Genomic DNA, 13,712 nt, shown 5'->3' on the forward strand with positions numbered 1-13,712 from the left:
TTTCTTTGTGATTATATTTTCGCAGAAGAGGTCGTTTTCAGCCATAGAGAGCTGAAAGAACTTAGGCAGCTTTACTAAAAAAACTAAATCAGTTCGCTATTTTCGCTTCAGTTTTGGTATAATCGCACAAAGATGTTGTTTATTCGGGATTGGAGAGGCAAAATGAGAGAGAGACAGATAACGCTGGACGAGACAGACTGGAAAATACTTGAGACGCTGCAGGATAACGCCCGTTCCACCTTCACGGAGATCGGGCAGATCGTAGGGCTCACCGCTCCCGCCGTCAGAGAGCGGATCAGGCGTATGGAGGACGAAGAGCTGATCGCGGGATACAGGCCGGTCATCAACTACAATGTTCTCGGTCGTCCGCTGCACGCGCTGATCTCTCTTAAATACAAAAGCGCCTCACGCGCCGCGGAGCGCTCGGAGTTTTCGCAGCTCGGCCTTTTTAAGGATATTCCCGGTGTGCTGAGGTCCTGGCTGGTGACCGGCGACACGGAGTGCGTAATAGAGGCCGTCACCGCAACGATGAAGGAACTTGACGCGATACTCGTGGAGCTTAACAGGCTGGGCTTCCTCACCGTAACGTATATGGTACTTGAGGATACGGGAGAGAGAAACTGCCGCAAACTTTAACACAGAGCATTTATATAACGGCCATTAATATGAATTGAAGGAATAGAAAATAGCCCTGCCGCTCACGGCTCTCAATATTTGATCGGCACGGGCGACCTTATACGGTTGTTTATCTTTCCTGCCCAGGCATTTTTCAAGTAGCCAGCCCCGCTGAAAATCTAATTTTTGCCGCTGTCAAAAATTTTTTCTTCTCACTGAATGCAGTCTATGCAAAAAGAGGACGTCCGCCGCGATGTACCGGGGACGTCCTTATGCCGTTCTGTTTTTTGTATCCTACTTTATTATCCCAGCCTGTTCGCCCGTGAGCAGAGCCAGATGGAGATAACAAGGAATACCGCGTTGGCCGTCCAGGCGGCGACAAAGGGCGGAAGCGTGCCGCTCTCGCCTAAGGCCCGGCTGAACGACATTATCACGTAGTAGACAAAGATGATAATGACGCTATATCCCAGTCCCACACCCGAGCTTGAACGCTGCGGCCGGCTACCGAGCGCGGCTCCCAGCATCGCGAATATCAGGCAGGCCCAGGGAACGGCGATCCTCAGCTGAAGCGCCATCCAAAGGTCTCCAGTACCCTCGCCCATCTTCTCTTTGAGCTTCACGGCGGTTACCAGCTCCGGGATCGTCATCTCATCGGGAGAGCTGGACTTGGTGGAGATCTCGTCCGGTCCGAGATTGAGAGTGAGCGCCTGACGGTTGAACTTAAAGAGCAGTCCCACCTCTTTGGTCTCTTTCTTTATCTCATAGACCGCGCCGTCCTCAAGCCACCAGCTGCCGTCCACCCATTTGCCGCGCTGCGCCGATATTATCCGCGCGAGGCGGCCGTCCTCAAACTCTTCCACCGTCACGTCCTTCATGTCCTTGGTGGAATTATCCATCTGGTCGACGTAGATCACGCGCTTTATCACGCCGTCGCTCTCCTCTTTAAGGAAAACCTTCTGCGTAAAGATCGGCGCCGATTCGCGCAGGACCTCGTATTTCATCACGTTAGCCGCGGCACGTTCGCTCATCGGCACAATGCTTTCGTTGATGAAGAAGGCACATATTGAGACGAAGAAGGCCGCGATCACCACAGGACGCACGATACGCTGAAAAGAGAGCCCAGCTGATTTAAGCGCCACGAGCTCGGAGTTCGCCGAAAGTTTGCCAAAACCCAGCAGCGCCGCGAGCAGGCAGCTCATGGGGATAGTAAAGACGACGAGTCTTGGCATGTAGTACAGGAAAAGCCTGATCACGATATCAATCGAGACGCCCTTCTGGATGATAAGATCCGCCATCTGGAAGAGCAGGCCACCGGCTACAAGAATTATGGTAAAGGCTATGAGCCCGAAGAAAAAGGGCGCCTTGAGCTCTCCCAGGATAAATCGGTCGAGCGCCCTCATTCTAAAAGAAAATTTATCAGAACTATTCAACGGTCTTCTCCACTATTCAGCCTGATTATCCTGTCCGCGCACTCACGCACGGCGCCTCTGCCTCCGCACCGGTCCGTGACGTAATCCGCGCATGCGATTACCGACGGATGGGCGTTAGCGACGGCGAAACCAACTCCGGACCATTTGATACATTCGATATCCGGCGTGTCGTCTCCCGCGTAGGCGGTCTCCGCGGCGGTTATCCCCCATTCGGCGGCGAGCGCGCGAAGGTTCCGCAGCTTGTCGTCCGTACCGTTGATGCAGCGCGTTATCTTAAGATTGTCGCCGCGCTGCTGCGTCGGCGCCGAGTAGCGGCCGCTGATAAAGACGACCTTGACCCCGCTCCGCAGGAGCAGCGCTATCCCCTGCCCGTCCTGAACGTCGAAACGTTTCAGTTCGTTGCCGGAGCCGTCCATATAAATGCCGCCGTCGGTCAAAGTGCCGTCGACGTCCATCGCGAATAGTTTAATCAACTTTATCCTCTGTCTTATGATGCCAGTCCTGAGTCATACGCGGAGTGAAGCCTCTTGTACTGTTCGCCGCAAAGTCAAGGATCATCTGCGCCTCATGGTCGTCAGGATATTTCTCCTGTACCTGGCGCAGCCCCTCCCTTACGGTGAGCTTTGAATTATAGATCAGCTTGTACATATCACGTATCTTCCGGCGCGTCTGAATGTCTATATTGCGGCGGCGCAGTCCGACCTTGTTGATATCATAGACGCGCATCGGTATCCCCGCGGCGAGACAATAGGGCGGGACGTCCTGCGTGATACGCGAAAGACCGCCGACCATGCAGTATGAGCCGATATGCGTGAACTGATGAAAACCGGTCATGCCGCCGATAACGACGTAATCTCCCACATGCACATGCCCCGATAGGCCGGCCTTGTTTGCGACCGTACATTCTCTGCCTACATGGACGTTATGGGCGAAGTGCACCCCCTCCATAATGAAGCAGCCGTCTCCCACCGTGGTCGACTCGCCCTCGCCGACGGCGCGGTTGATGGTGACATATTCGCGGCAGACGACCCTGTCGCCGATGACGGCCCAGGTCTCCTCGCCCTTGTAGCTGAGATCCTGCGGTATGCCGCCGATCACGGCGTGTTCATGGATGACACAGTCAGAGCCAAGTTTTGTGTAGTCACAGACCCTGGAAAAGGCTCTTAGTATTGTTCCCGAGCCGATCTTTGTCTTCGCGTCGACGATACAATAAGGACCTATATTTACGTTATCGCCTAACTCCGCGTCTTTGTCCACAATAGCTGTCGGATGTATTTGGACGCTCATCTTCTCTATTCCGCCTCAAGCGTCAACCCGGAGGCGATGACGAAACCCATTTCGGCTTCGGCAACTATCTCATCGTCGACCTTGGCGACAAATTCAAACTTGCCCATATTTCCGCGGCGGCGTTTAAGCTTCGCGGTGGTGCGGAGCTGGTCGCCAGGCTTCACCGGTTTGCGGAACTTGGCGTTGTCTATTGATGTCAGATATACTAGCTTTCTGTCGCCGTTCTGGAATTCCGGCTGCAACTTAAGGAGCATAGCTCCCACCTGCCCCATCGACTCAAGGATGAGGACTCCCGGCATCACCGGTTCGTCGGGAAAATGTCCCTGAAAGAACGGTTCGTTGAAAGATACATTCTTATAGCCGGTAACCTGCTTTAATTTGCCTGTGTCGATGATCTCCTCGATCCTGTCTACAAGCAGAAAGGGATAACGATGCGGAAGAAGCTCCATTATCTGATTGATGTGTATCTGCATTGATTTTTCCTCCTTATTTATCTCTCTTCAAATCTTTACTGCCTATTAGGGAAACAAAGTTTTTATACGGCGCGTCAGCTTCCCGTGGATGCTGTGCCCCGCCGCGACGGCCACATAATGGGCCGTAGGTATCTCTCCCGCTAAAGTCAGGTCTCCAAGCAAATCAATGACCTTGTGTGTCACGCACTCAAGCGGAAAACGCAGCCGCTGTCCGCCGACCAGTCCCTTTTCATCAAAGACAAGTGCATTATCCAGCGTCCCGCCTTTCGCAAGTCCGTTTTGCTTCAGATAGTCCAGCTCAGAGGTAAGCCCAAACGTACGGGCCTTAGAAATTATATTATAAAAAGTCTTGCTTGTGATATCATATTTGACTTTTTGGGTGCCGATCGGCGTTCCCGAATAATCAATTATATATGTGACCGTCAGCTTCTCCGCGGGAGCCGCGGCAAGCAGACGTCCGCCGTCGTTTTCTTCCAGAAAGAGAGGCGCCGCGATGGCACGCTTCTTCCGTTTTCCGTCGATCTCTTCAAAACCGCAATCCCTGATCGCCTCGGCAAAGGGGAAAGCGCTCCCGTCAAGGATAGGAACCTCATTGCCGGTAAGTTCGAGCTCAACGGCCTCAAGTCCCATTCCCGCGATTGCCGCAAGCAGATGTTCGGCCGTCCTCACGACGGCACCGTTCGGAAGCGAGAAACCGGTCAGGCGGCTGTCCTCTTCCACAACGGCCTCCGTCACCGGAGACAGGCCCCTGTTATTGCGAAAATAGATGCCGGCGGCCCCGCATGGGCGCATCCACAGCGTAGATTCCTCGCCGGAGTGCAGTCCAACCCCGCCTATCTTGATCTCATTCTTAAGCGTCTTCATGTTCTCTCTCAAGGCGCTCGATCTTTTTCGCAAGCTCTCTTACGCTGCGCATAAAATCCGGCAGCTGTCTCACGGCGGCCTGCTGGCGAAGCTCCTTTTTATGATCCTGCGCCGGGAAACCCGATACGACGGAGCCCGCCGGGATATCGGAGGATACGCCTCCCCGCCCGCCTACCGTACAGCCGTCCCCGATAGTAGCGTGGTTCGAGGCGCCGGACTGAGCCGCCATGATAACGCCCCTGCCAATCTTCGTGCTGCCTGCGATGCCGGACTGCGCGACGACAATCGTATAGGCGCCGATCTCGCAGTTATGGCCGATCTTCACATGGCTGTCAATCTTTGCATACGGACCGATATAGGTCTCTCCAAAGGTCGCGCGGTCAACCGCCGAACAGGCGCCTATCTCCACCCCGTCGTCAAGGTGAGCGATGCCTATCTGGGGAATCTTTATCAGACCCGCTTTAGGATCGGGGACAAAACCGAAGCCCTCGCAGCCGATGACGGAATTTGTATGAAGTACGCACCTGCTGCCAATCTTCGTATGGTGATATATCATCGTGCCTGGCTCGATAAGGCAGCTGCTGCCGATCTCCGTATACTCGTCAATGACGACGTTTTCCATTATTACAGTACCGTCGCCAATCTTTACGTTATCGCGTATAACCGTGCCCGCTCCCACCGAGACGTTGTCTCCAAGCTGCGCGGAACCGGCGATGAGCGCGCGGTCCGATATACCGGCTCTGCGCGCGGGAGTATCGTCAAAATAGCTGAGCAGCGCGATCAGCGCCACACGCGGATCATCCACCTCCACGCCGGCACAACTGTCGCCAATCCATCCCCTCTTAGTAAAGAGAACGGTGCCCTCCTTCACCTGCGAAATAAATTTTTTCTCCCAAAGCGGCGAAATACTGTTTTCTCCGGCCTTTTCCGGCGCGCAGATACAGGAGACCTTTATATTCGGATCACCCTTCACCTCTCCGTGCGTCATCTCCGCAATTTGGCCAAGCGTAATGCTCTTTGTTATCGTACTCAATCCTCTCTATAGAATGCTATAGGTTGCCAAGCATTTTAAGACTCCAACGATCATTGTCGCGGGCATCATATTCAACCTCAAAAGATATGTTCTCCGTCGCCCTCCAGCCAATGGCGCCGTTGAATTTGCCGTCCTCCCTGAATCTGAGCCAGAGATAGGGCTTACGAAGCTGCGGGTCCATGGAAAGCTTTCCCCACATCATCTCGTCCTTCGTATCCCATTCACCGCCGATCCAAAAATCACGGATCGACCGCCAGCGCAGGCCAAAACGGCCGTTGATATTCCACTCTTGTAATCCGAGGATACCCTCGGCGTAAGCCTCCATATCGACATCAGGGAAAAGCTCGACCTTACGGCCAAGGTGTACTCCCAGCTCCGCGGATTTATCCGAAGTTCCGGCATATATCGCCGCCCAGGCGCCAATGGTGTAATAGCGGCTCTCGACCCTGACGTTGAGCTGCGATATCTGCGAGGGCTGGAATTCCGCCTCGGCCTTCGAGGCGGAGCGTTCCGTTATACGGCGTTCATTTATATAATCCTCCGCCCAGCGGCTCATGTCCGCGGAATGCTTCGAAGCCCAGATGACGGGGATCCCAATAAAGGGCGCGAACTGCCCCATCAGCCCCTCGCGCAGCTCTCCGTGAAGGAGCGTTGGCAGAGAGTTGGAGACCAGCGTCGGATTAACGGCCAATATCATCGGCATCTGAGGCGCAAAGGTTATCGTCAAAATACGCCGCTCATCCTTCGTCGTCAGCAACAGAGAGGGAGACCAGCCGGGTAGTTTTGCGCCGGCAAGTTTCTCTATTTCCTCCTGCAGTGCCTTATCAGACCAGCTAAGAGATTCTAGAGGGACCCCTTGCAGCAGGATCATCGTCTCTCCGCGCAGATACTGGACATCTTCGTTGAACCACTCTAACGGCGGGTTTTGCAGCTGCGGCGTCCTGACCTCCACGTTCCATGGGATTATTTCTCCATCGGGAGAAAATAGGACGGTTATATTATCATCCTCGCTCGCAGAGGCATCTATCTTATAGCCGGAGAAGAGCCTCGAGGCTACAGTCTTCAAAATTTCCGCCTGATAGTCGGGCCTCTGTCCCGTGGGCATACTGTCATGAACGGCCTTCAGGCTCTGCTCGGCGAGCGTACTCTGCCAAAGAGGCAGCCCCTCGACAAGAACCGACGCGGAGGCCTCCTTGAAATTTGAGAGCACAATAAAAGTCACGGCAATTAAAATTGCCGCAACTATTTTTATACGTTCTTTTGTTGTCTTCTTAGAACAGCTCTCCGAAGCCAAAATGGAACCTGCCTTCGTCGCCGTCCGCGTAGTCAAGACGCAAATTTCCCAGAGGGGTATTCAGGCGGATACCGATACCGGGAGATGAACCCCAGTCGTCGTTGCCTTTTGAATTATAGGATCCCATATCCCAAGCACGACCTACATCGTAGAACAACACGAAGCTCAGCATCTTCTGCATTGGAATACGCAGCTCGAAGTTGCCAAGGACCATGTTGCGTCCGCGGTAATAGTCATCGTCATATCCACGCAGTGTAGTATCGCCGCCGACGGTGTACATTTCATCATATGGAACATCGCCAGTAGACGATCCTGCGATCAGGCGTGCGGCGAAGAGCACCGGCTTGTCCTCATAACCGTTGAGGAAGGTCGTCTCAAAGATATCCTTGAGGAAATTACCCACCGGGAAGTAGAATTTACTCTCCAGCCAGTATTTCATGTAGGTGTAATCCGTATCTTCAACGTTGGCCTTGCCGAACTGGAAGCTGAGGCTTTCCACGTCTCCCCGTGTATATGGTAAGTATTCATCGATATTGAACCTACGGAAGGATAGCGTTGCCGAATAGTAAGTACCTTCACCAAGTTCTTCTTCTTTAATCCTTTTCAACTCTTGGGCTCGTTTGGCATCATTAGGGAAATCTTCACGGAAACCATCTCTCTCCCTAACGTTGTCGTTCTTCGTATTATGCCAGTCTAGCAACATATACCAGTTATACTTGGATTCGTCTCTGAACTTTTTTCCGAAGCCGATAAAGGCTCCATATTTATCCCTGTCATATTCTAGGTACTGTTTGTCATTATCATAATAGTAGACATCGTCCCAGGCCCGTTTATAAATGCCGACCTTCCAGGCTGCGACCTTGCCGCTCATGTAGGGCTGTTCGAAGGAGAGCCAGTATTCCTCTCTGTCTCCCAGCTCGAAGCCGACGCTGAGCTTCAGACCTGCGCCGCCGATATTGAAGTTTTCATAACTCATACCGCCGCCGAAACCGCTCTGCGTACCGTAGGCCACGTTGAAACCTAGCTTGCCGGTACGCGCCTCCTCAACGGTAAGGACGATTATCACGTCGTCGGGATTCTCCCCCGGCTCGAAGTTAACGTTGACGTCGCTGAAGTATCCCAGCCCCTGCAGGCGGTTCAGTGTCAGGCGAAGCTTGTTGGCATTAAAAAGCTCGCCGACCTTTATCTTCAGATAACGTTCGATGATCTTCTTTTTGGTGATTTTGTTTCCCTGTATGACGATCTCGGATATTTTAGGCTCAATGATTTCAACGGTGATGACATCGCCGTCAATCTTCACATCCTTCACGTTTGCCATGACATAGCCGTCTTCCTGATATTTTTCCTTAATTCTCTGGAGGTCGTTACGGAAGAAGGTCCTGTTGAATATCATGCCCGGCTGCGTAAAGATCGCGCTCTTGAGCTTATCCTCGGAATAGACGGTGTTGCCGACAAATTTGATCTCTCCGACTTTAGGGTTTTCTTGTACGAGGAAAGTGACCTTTACGCCGTCGCCTTCGTCGGTTACCTTATAGTCCGTAGCGTTGAAGAAACCGAGTTCAAAGATAGCCTCGGCGTCCTTTCGCAGCTTCTCTTCGTCTACGTGCTGTCCGACCTTCGAGGTTACCACGCTCATTATATGGTCGTGGTTGACCTCCTGATTGCCCTGGAGGTCCATACTTACGATGACAGGACCGGTAAGGTCCTCCTCTTCAGGAGCGGGGGCCGGTTCCTGCGGTTTATCCGGAGATACCGTCTCAGTCTGCGCCGAAGGGATGTTTTCCACCGCATTCTCCAGCACGTTTTCTTCGGCTGATAATGCGGAAGTCGCCGCGAAGGCGACAATAATCAATGCCAGAGCAAAAGGTTTCGCTCGTTTTAACACACACACCACTCCTCAAATACAAGGGCTAAAAATTAATTGACGATTTTGATCGCAGGCTCACTGCCCCTCAGACTCTTCTCGCCTATCTGAATAAGCGTAAGAAGATCTTCGGCCTTTATCTTATCTTCGGCCCTCTGCTTGACAGTGGGACGTTCGGCGGAAATTTGCACCGCAGGCTTTTCCACAGCTCTGGCTGTAAAATTCTTCTTAAGCCCGGGAGATTTTTCCTCCGCAGTTTTAATGGCGATATTACTTTCGTTGAGATTTTTTCGCAGAAGCTGAAGAAGCTCCTTTTCCTCCGTCGTGACGAGGGCGAATTCTTCAAAATGACTCTCCGCGCCGGTGGCAAGAGCAGCCATACGCTGCGGGTTTCCGCTCTCTACGGCGATGGGGAATGTCGAAAGGCAGATTATGACTATTGCGATACCGAATGATTTAGCGCCAAAGGAGGCGTAGCTCCTAAGCCGAAAAAAGGCTGGCCGAGGCGCTGCTTCATTTTCGGCCTGATCCCAAAGCTCCTCCCTCACCTGCTTAAGTTCAGCAGAGAGACAGTCGGCCTCGGCAACCGCCGATTTCCATTTATGATTTTCACAGGCCGCCGTAAGCCGGTCGAGCCATCTTTGAAGTCTGGCTGTCTTCTGTTTCATCAGCATCCATCCTCATAAATTCAAGATAATAGAATTATCCCGATTTATATCCCCGATGTGGCCTCGGATTCTTTTATTCCCAGCCACGATTTTAGCTTCGCGAGCGCTTTTCTTCTTATACGGTAGACATGGCTGATGTCGATGTTCTTCTCATCCGCCACTTCGCGGGCGACACGCCCCTCCATGACGAGGGCGTTGATGATCTCGGATTCCCTCTCTGAAAGCTGCGAAAGCGCATTTTCCAGATCTATAGACCATTCGCTGCGGCTCGACTCATTATAAAGCAGGGAATTATCCGCGCTCTCATCAATAAGTACGGCCTCTTCAACAGGAATCGGCGCTTTGGCCTCAACGCGCTGGAGAAAGTTGATCATTCTTCCGCGAATTTTGTAATAGGCAAATGTGGAAAAGCGGATATTCCTTTCAACATCGAAAGAATCGACGGCATTTATCAGAGCTAGCATCCCCTCCTGAATGAGATCCTGATATGTGCTGTAGGGGACCTTTAATTTCTTTGCAAGCCAATAGACCATAGGACGATTGGCAAGGATCAATTCTTCCCTCGCCTCTTCGCTTCCGGCCGCACATTCTCTCCATAACTGGGAGTCGTCGCGCCGTTGATCAATGTTACGTTCCGCACCTGTACTCATCTCATCACACTCTTTTCACAGAGACAAGGTAACCAATTTTAGACATTTTACCACATTATATGTAAATTGACTCTATAATATCGGCATTGAAGTTACCACGGCCTCGCTCATCTTCAGATGTAGCATATCGTTGAGATAGGCGAGGACGAATCTGTTTCCCGCCTCCACGCTGAACGCTGATATAGAACAATTATCGATGCGTGTTTTCCAAAATATGTTTGACCGCGGCAGTCCAAGCATCGGCAAGAACAGCCCGCGCAGCATCGCACCGTGGCCGACGACGACGATATTATCTTCTGGCCGCTCCAGCAGTATTTTTGCAACCTGCGCGGACCTCTCATACAGCTTCTCCATGCTCTCTCCGCCGGGCGCGTCGACATGCAGCTGGTTGCTGCGCCATTTATAAAAGAGCTCTTCGCCGAAGCGCTCTTTTATCTCCTTGACTGTAAGTCCCTCCCACTCGCCGAAGTTTACCTCTTCCAGAAGATTCAGCCTTTCAACCTTAATGCCCGCGTGGTGTGCCGCGATATTCTCCGCTGTCTCATAGGCGCGGGAGAGCGGGCTGCTGATCACCGCGTTTATCTCCGCGCCGGCGAAGCGCAGCCCCGTCTTGCGGGCCTGCTCGCGTCCCTCCTCGCATAGCGGGATATCGGTGACGCCCTGATAACGAAACAGGTTGTTCCATTCCGTCTTTCCATGGCGTACAAAAAAAACCTTCTTGCCCGCGATCGGCGCGCTGAGCCCTGGAGCCTCGTTTACCATATTTTGCTTATCCAATAATATGCCCTCTCTCTATACACGACAGACTTTATAGAGCCTATGTCTAATTATCCACAATAAAAATGCCCCGTCCAAATCGCATCGCGGCATCTGAAATATCTTATCATATGGCGGCGGTAAAAGTCAGCCCGGCACGATACGTAAAATACCTGCGCGCATCACGCAAAGTCAACTGAATATATTGCCCTGACGACAGCCGCGGAGCGGCGGCGTCCGCCGCTCTGTTATCCTGTCCCCATATCCGATTTCTCCGCACAGCAGCGGTGAGGCTGGATCATGTCTCGCGACGTTTTGCGCGGCATTTCTCTTGCTATGGTTCGCGTAACAGTACCTACAGCCGCTGGGACAGGTGCCGTACATCCCGATATCGACGCTTTCCGCGCAGCCGCACGCCGGTCTTTGATTTTTGTCTCTTTTAGCCTCAATCCTGCGGCCGGAGATTTTCCCCAGCAAATCGGCGTCCACGCAGCGTCCATGAGCGACGCCGTACTCCTCCAGCGGGATATCCTCGGCACAGCTCTCCAAAACCAGCCCGTAGGAGGAAGCAATCTCATATATGGATTTTGCCAGCATGGACTTCTGTTCCAGCATAGGAGAATGGACGGCAAACTCCGCCAGGCCGTCCCGCGTGCTGCGATAAAGGTCTATAAAGCTGAAAACACATTTTTTCGTATACCCCCGCAGACTGCGGGCAAGACGCTCAAAGTATTTTATGTGGTAGGCGGCCGTGTAATTTTCATTTATCAATATCGGATCATAACGCCAGATCACGCGTTCCGGGCCGATCATATCGGAGAGCCTTTTGAACGCAGGAATGATGCGTTCAGCTTTCGAGTCCATCCTCGGCTCCACGTCGGCGGCGTATGAGTTTAGGGTAAATTGAAAGTAATAATGATACCGCGCAAGCTCTCCAAGCCTTGGCAGCATCGGCGTGGGATTTTTGGTCCAAAATACTATTCCGTCAACGGCGTCAGGCGTAATATTTACCCTGTTCATCGGATTCCTGTTAGAGTAATGACTTATTCTTCCCGCCCCTTAGCCATAAGCTCAGGATAGCAAGACTACTGTTATGAAAATGGCACACACTCCTAACAACTCACCGCGTGACGGATTTAATATTGAATTTGATATGAATCATATCGAAAAATAAAAGAAGCTGTTGCTTTCCAAGAGATCTATTTTTGTGACTTTTTCTCTGATTATTGACACTAGCAAAACAAAACCCCGCCGAAGCGGGGCTCGTTCTTCTCTATTCTCTATAAGAACTTTCTTTTCACCGCTAAGACCGCCAAAGCAAGCATTAAACCAATACCCGCAACACCAGCGTTACAGCCACCGCCGCCGCCGCTGTCTGATGGAGCGCCACGCCGCGTCGCGCTGACTGTACCTGTTACCAGAGTTCCGGAACAATCCAAATAAATCGTGCCGCTCACGGTATTTTCGCCGGTCTGTTTCAACACCAGCCATTCGCTCACCTTGTATCCCCATACATCAATAGGATCCTGCAAGGAAACAGTTAACTCCTTAGCGGGATCATACTGCTCATTCTTCATCTGCATAGTAGCGGGGCCAAAATTATAAGTATCCTCAGTCCAAGAGGAATTGCTTGGAAGCTTATACGCGCCATGCCCGGTACCTGAAATAACATATGTGTTAAAAAATTCCTTATCCTCAACAAAGACAGTGTCCATTACGATAACGCCATTTTCGGACGCACGAAAATCAAATTGATTGCCGCCAATAGTTATCCTCTGCGCCGGTACATTCGCCGTATAATCCCATGTTCCATTTAGCGTCCATGCGGCAGACGCAACCGATGAGGGCAACATTGCAAAAACTAAAAGACAAAGAAATACTACCGTGGATAGACGAGCTAAAGCAAACGGTTTTCGATGACTTTCTTGAATCTGTTTCATCTCAATACCTCCTATTAAATTTGTGCAAAATAAGAACTAACATAATTCTAATAGTTAATTACATATAAAGCAATATTACTAAATTCAAATTATTTTTAATTCACAGAGCTCCAATCTATGTTCCAACAAAAAGTTACACTTACTGTTGGCGATACGATACTCTTATATTTTAAACTTAATCCAGTTAAAATATAAGAAGACATCTTAATAAGTACTGAACGCACACTTCGTTAGCCCTAAGAAAAAACCTCCTGCGGATCTGACCTATGCAACTTTTCCGATATCTACGAAAGCGACTGACTGTCGGCCTTTGGCGGAACATACTACCAATATACTTGCCAAGCAGGCCAGTCCTCAATATACAAACCGCCCCGATCAGCCCTCATAAAGCGCTGTACCCTAGGCCTTAGACTCTGCACGGATAATTCAGTCAGCAACTGCATTCCCTCCCTGTTAAGCACTAAAATCATTCTCTTAGTGCTGAATATCAAACAACTTAGTGCTGATTTTAGCTTAACAGGCCTTAAAAAACTTTGGTAGCCTCGGCACCTGCCAAAAATCAAAAAAGCCCGTTACGCTTGATTATAACAGGCTTTTAACAACCTTAACAAGCGTAACAAGCAATAAAAAAAGGCCCCTAAAAGGGGCCTGACTTGTTAAATGGAGCCAACGTCCGGATTCGAACCGGAGACCTGCGCATTACGAGTGCGCTGCTCTACCTACTGAGCCACGTTGGCCTCTTTTGGAGCGGACAACGGGATTCGAACCCGCGACCCTTAGCTTGGGAAGCTAATGCTCTACCAGCTGAGCTATATCCGCGCAATCAACGGAAAATATA

General features: G+C 51.4%; 14 protein-coding genes and 2 tRNA genes. 1 reads left to right on the forward strand and 15 read right to left on the reverse strand.

Annotation, left to right across the window (positions count from 1 at the left end; translation table 11 throughout):
* The first annotated feature begins 162 nt into the window (after nucleotides 1-162).
* Nucleotides 163-636: an Lrp/AsnC family transcriptional regulator gene (locus tag LIO98_RS04705; RefSeq protein WP_066744765.1), complete on the forward strand. Its 474-nt coding sequence runs from the start codon at nucleotides 163-165 to the stop codon at nucleotides 634-636.
* A gap of 281 nt (nucleotides 637-917) precedes the next feature.
* On the opposite strand, the gene LIO98_RS04710 is transcribed toward LIO98_RS04705, so the two are convergent.
* The 15 genes from LIO98_RS04710 to LIO98_RS04780 form a co-directional block, all read right to left on the reverse strand.
* Nucleotides 918-2,015 (reverse strand): LptF/LptG family permease, encoded by a 1,098-nt coding sequence (locus LIO98_RS04710; RefSeq protein ID WP_291953631.1) that lies wholly within the window; start codon nucleotides 2,013-2,015, stop codon nucleotides 918-920.
* A 26-nt stretch (nucleotides 2,016-2,041) separates the two neighbouring features.
* Complete coding sequence (locus LIO98_RS04715) at nucleotides 2,042-2,518, reverse strand: HAD-IIIA family hydrolase (RefSeq protein ID WP_291953632.1); 477 nt, start codon at nucleotides 2,516-2,518, stop codon at nucleotides 2,042-2,044.
* Nucleotides 2,511-3,332: an acyl-ACP--UDP-N-acetylglucosamine O-acyltransferase gene (lpxA, locus tag LIO98_RS04720; RefSeq protein WP_291953633.1), complete on the reverse strand. Its 822-nt coding sequence runs from the start codon at nucleotides 3,330-3,332 to the stop codon at nucleotides 2,511-2,513. Before lpxA ends, LIO98_RS04715 begins: the two co-directional genes overlap by 8 nt.
* A 5-nt stretch (nucleotides 3,333-3,337) precedes the next feature.
* Nucleotides 3,338-3,805, reverse strand: coding sequence for a 3-hydroxyacyl-ACP dehydratase FabZ (gene fabZ, locus LIO98_RS04725; protein WP_066744773.1), 468 nt, complete (start codon nucleotides 3,803-3,805; stop codon nucleotides 3,338-3,340).
* Between the two features lie 45 nt (nucleotides 3,806-3,850).
* On the reverse strand, nucleotides 3,851-4,669 hold the full coding sequence (lpxC, locus tag LIO98_RS04730; protein WP_291953637.1) for a UDP-3-O-acyl-N-acetylglucosamine deacetylase: 819 nt from the start codon (nucleotides 4,667-4,669) through the stop codon (nucleotides 3,851-3,853).
* Entirely contained in the window at nucleotides 4,656-5,702 is a 1,047-nt protein-coding gene (gene lpxD, locus LIO98_RS04735; protein WP_291953639.1) for a UDP-3-O-(3-hydroxymyristoyl)glucosamine N-acyltransferase, read from the reverse strand. The genes lpxC and lpxD overlap by 14 nt, the downstream gene beginning before the upstream one ends.
* A 16-nt stretch (nucleotides 5,703-5,718) precedes the next feature.
* Complete coding sequence (locus LIO98_RS04740; RefSeq protein WP_291953641.1) at nucleotides 5,719-6,924, reverse strand: hypothetical protein; 1,206 nt, start codon at nucleotides 6,922-6,924, stop codon at nucleotides 5,719-5,721.
* Nucleotides 6,925-6,973: 49 nt separating this feature from the next.
* Nucleotides 6,974-8,797 (reverse strand): POTRA domain-containing protein, encoded by a 1,824-nt coding sequence (locus LIO98_RS04745; protein WP_291953643.1) that lies wholly within the window; start codon nucleotides 8,795-8,797, stop codon nucleotides 6,974-6,976.
* A 116-nt stretch (nucleotides 8,798-8,913) separates the two neighbouring features.
* Complete coding sequence (locus LIO98_RS04750) at nucleotides 8,914-9,528, reverse strand: hypothetical protein (RefSeq protein ID WP_291953646.1); 615 nt, start codon at nucleotides 9,526-9,528, stop codon at nucleotides 8,914-8,916.
* Between the two features lie 44 nt (nucleotides 9,529-9,572).
* Nucleotides 9,573-10,178, reverse strand: coding sequence for a sigma-70 family RNA polymerase sigma factor (locus tag LIO98_RS04755; protein ID WP_291953648.1), 606 nt, complete (start codon nucleotides 10,176-10,178; stop codon nucleotides 9,573-9,575).
* Nucleotides 10,179-10,250: 72 nt separating this feature from the next.
* The gene (locus LIO98_RS04760; RefSeq protein WP_291953650.1) at nucleotides 10,251-10,955 is read right to left on the reverse strand and encodes a histidine phosphatase family protein; all 705 of its coding nucleotides are present in this window, start codon (nucleotides 10,953-10,955) and stop codon (nucleotides 10,251-10,253) included.
* A gap of 171 nt (nucleotides 10,956-11,126) precedes the next feature.
* Nucleotides 11,127-11,954, reverse strand: a complete 828-nt coding sequence (locus tag LIO98_RS04765) for a DUF1848 domain-containing protein (protein ID WP_291953653.1) — start codon at nucleotides 11,952-11,954, stop codon at nucleotides 11,127-11,129.
* A gap of 260 nt (nucleotides 11,955-12,214) precedes the next feature.
* A complete protein-coding gene (locus LIO98_RS04770; protein WP_291953655.1) occupies nucleotides 12,215-12,874 on the reverse strand; it encodes a hypothetical protein in 660 nt (219 codons plus the stop codon).
* Nucleotides 12,875-13,535: 661 nt separating this feature from the next.
* Nucleotides 13,536-13,611 (reverse strand) — tRNA-Thr (locus LIO98_RS04775).
* Between the two features lie 6 nt (nucleotides 13,612-13,617).
* A tRNA-Gly gene (locus LIO98_RS04780) sits at nucleotides 13,618-13,693 on the reverse strand.
* Between the last annotated feature and the right edge of the window lie 19 nt (nucleotides 13,694-13,712).

The organism is Cloacibacillus sp. (assembly GCF_020860125.1).
GTDB lineage: Bacteria > Synergistota > Synergistia > Synergistales > Synergistaceae > Cloacibacillus.

Excerpts from the sequence above, each read along its gene's own strand:
- LIO98_RS04705 (WP_066744765.1), top strand. The coding sequence starts at position 163 with ATGAGAGAGAGACAGATAACGCTGGACGAGACAGACTGGAAAATACTT.
- LIO98_RS04710 (WP_291953631.1), bottom strand. The coding sequence starts at position 2,015 with ATGAGGGCGCTCGACCGATTTATCCTGGGAGAGCTCAAGGCGCCCTTT.
- lpxA (WP_291953633.1), bottom strand. The coding sequence starts at position 3,332 with ATGAGCGTCCAAATACATCCGACAGCTATTGTGGACAAAGACGCGGAG.
- fabZ (WP_066744773.1), bottom strand. The coding sequence starts at position 3,805 with ATGCAGATACACATCAATCAGATAATGGAGCTTCTTCCGCATCGTTAT.
- lpxC (WP_291953637.1), bottom strand. The coding sequence starts at position 4,669 with ATGAAGACGCTTAAGAATGAGATCAAGATAGGCGGGGTTGGACTGCAC.
- LIO98_RS04750 (WP_291953646.1), bottom strand. The coding sequence starts at position 9,528 with ATGAAACAGAAGACAGCCAGACTTCAAAGATGGCTCGACCGGCTTACG.
- LIO98_RS04755 (WP_291953648.1), bottom strand. The coding sequence starts at position 10,178 with ATGAGTACAGGTGCGGAACGTAACATTGATCAACGGCGCGACGACTCC.
- LIO98_RS04765 (WP_291953653.1), bottom strand. The coding sequence starts at position 11,954 with ATGAACAGGGTAAATATTACGCCTGACGCCGTTGACGGAATAGTATTT.
- LIO98_RS04770 (WP_291953655.1), bottom strand. The coding sequence starts at position 12,874 with ATGAAACAGATTCAAGAAAGTCATCGAAAACCGTTTGCTTTAGCTCGT.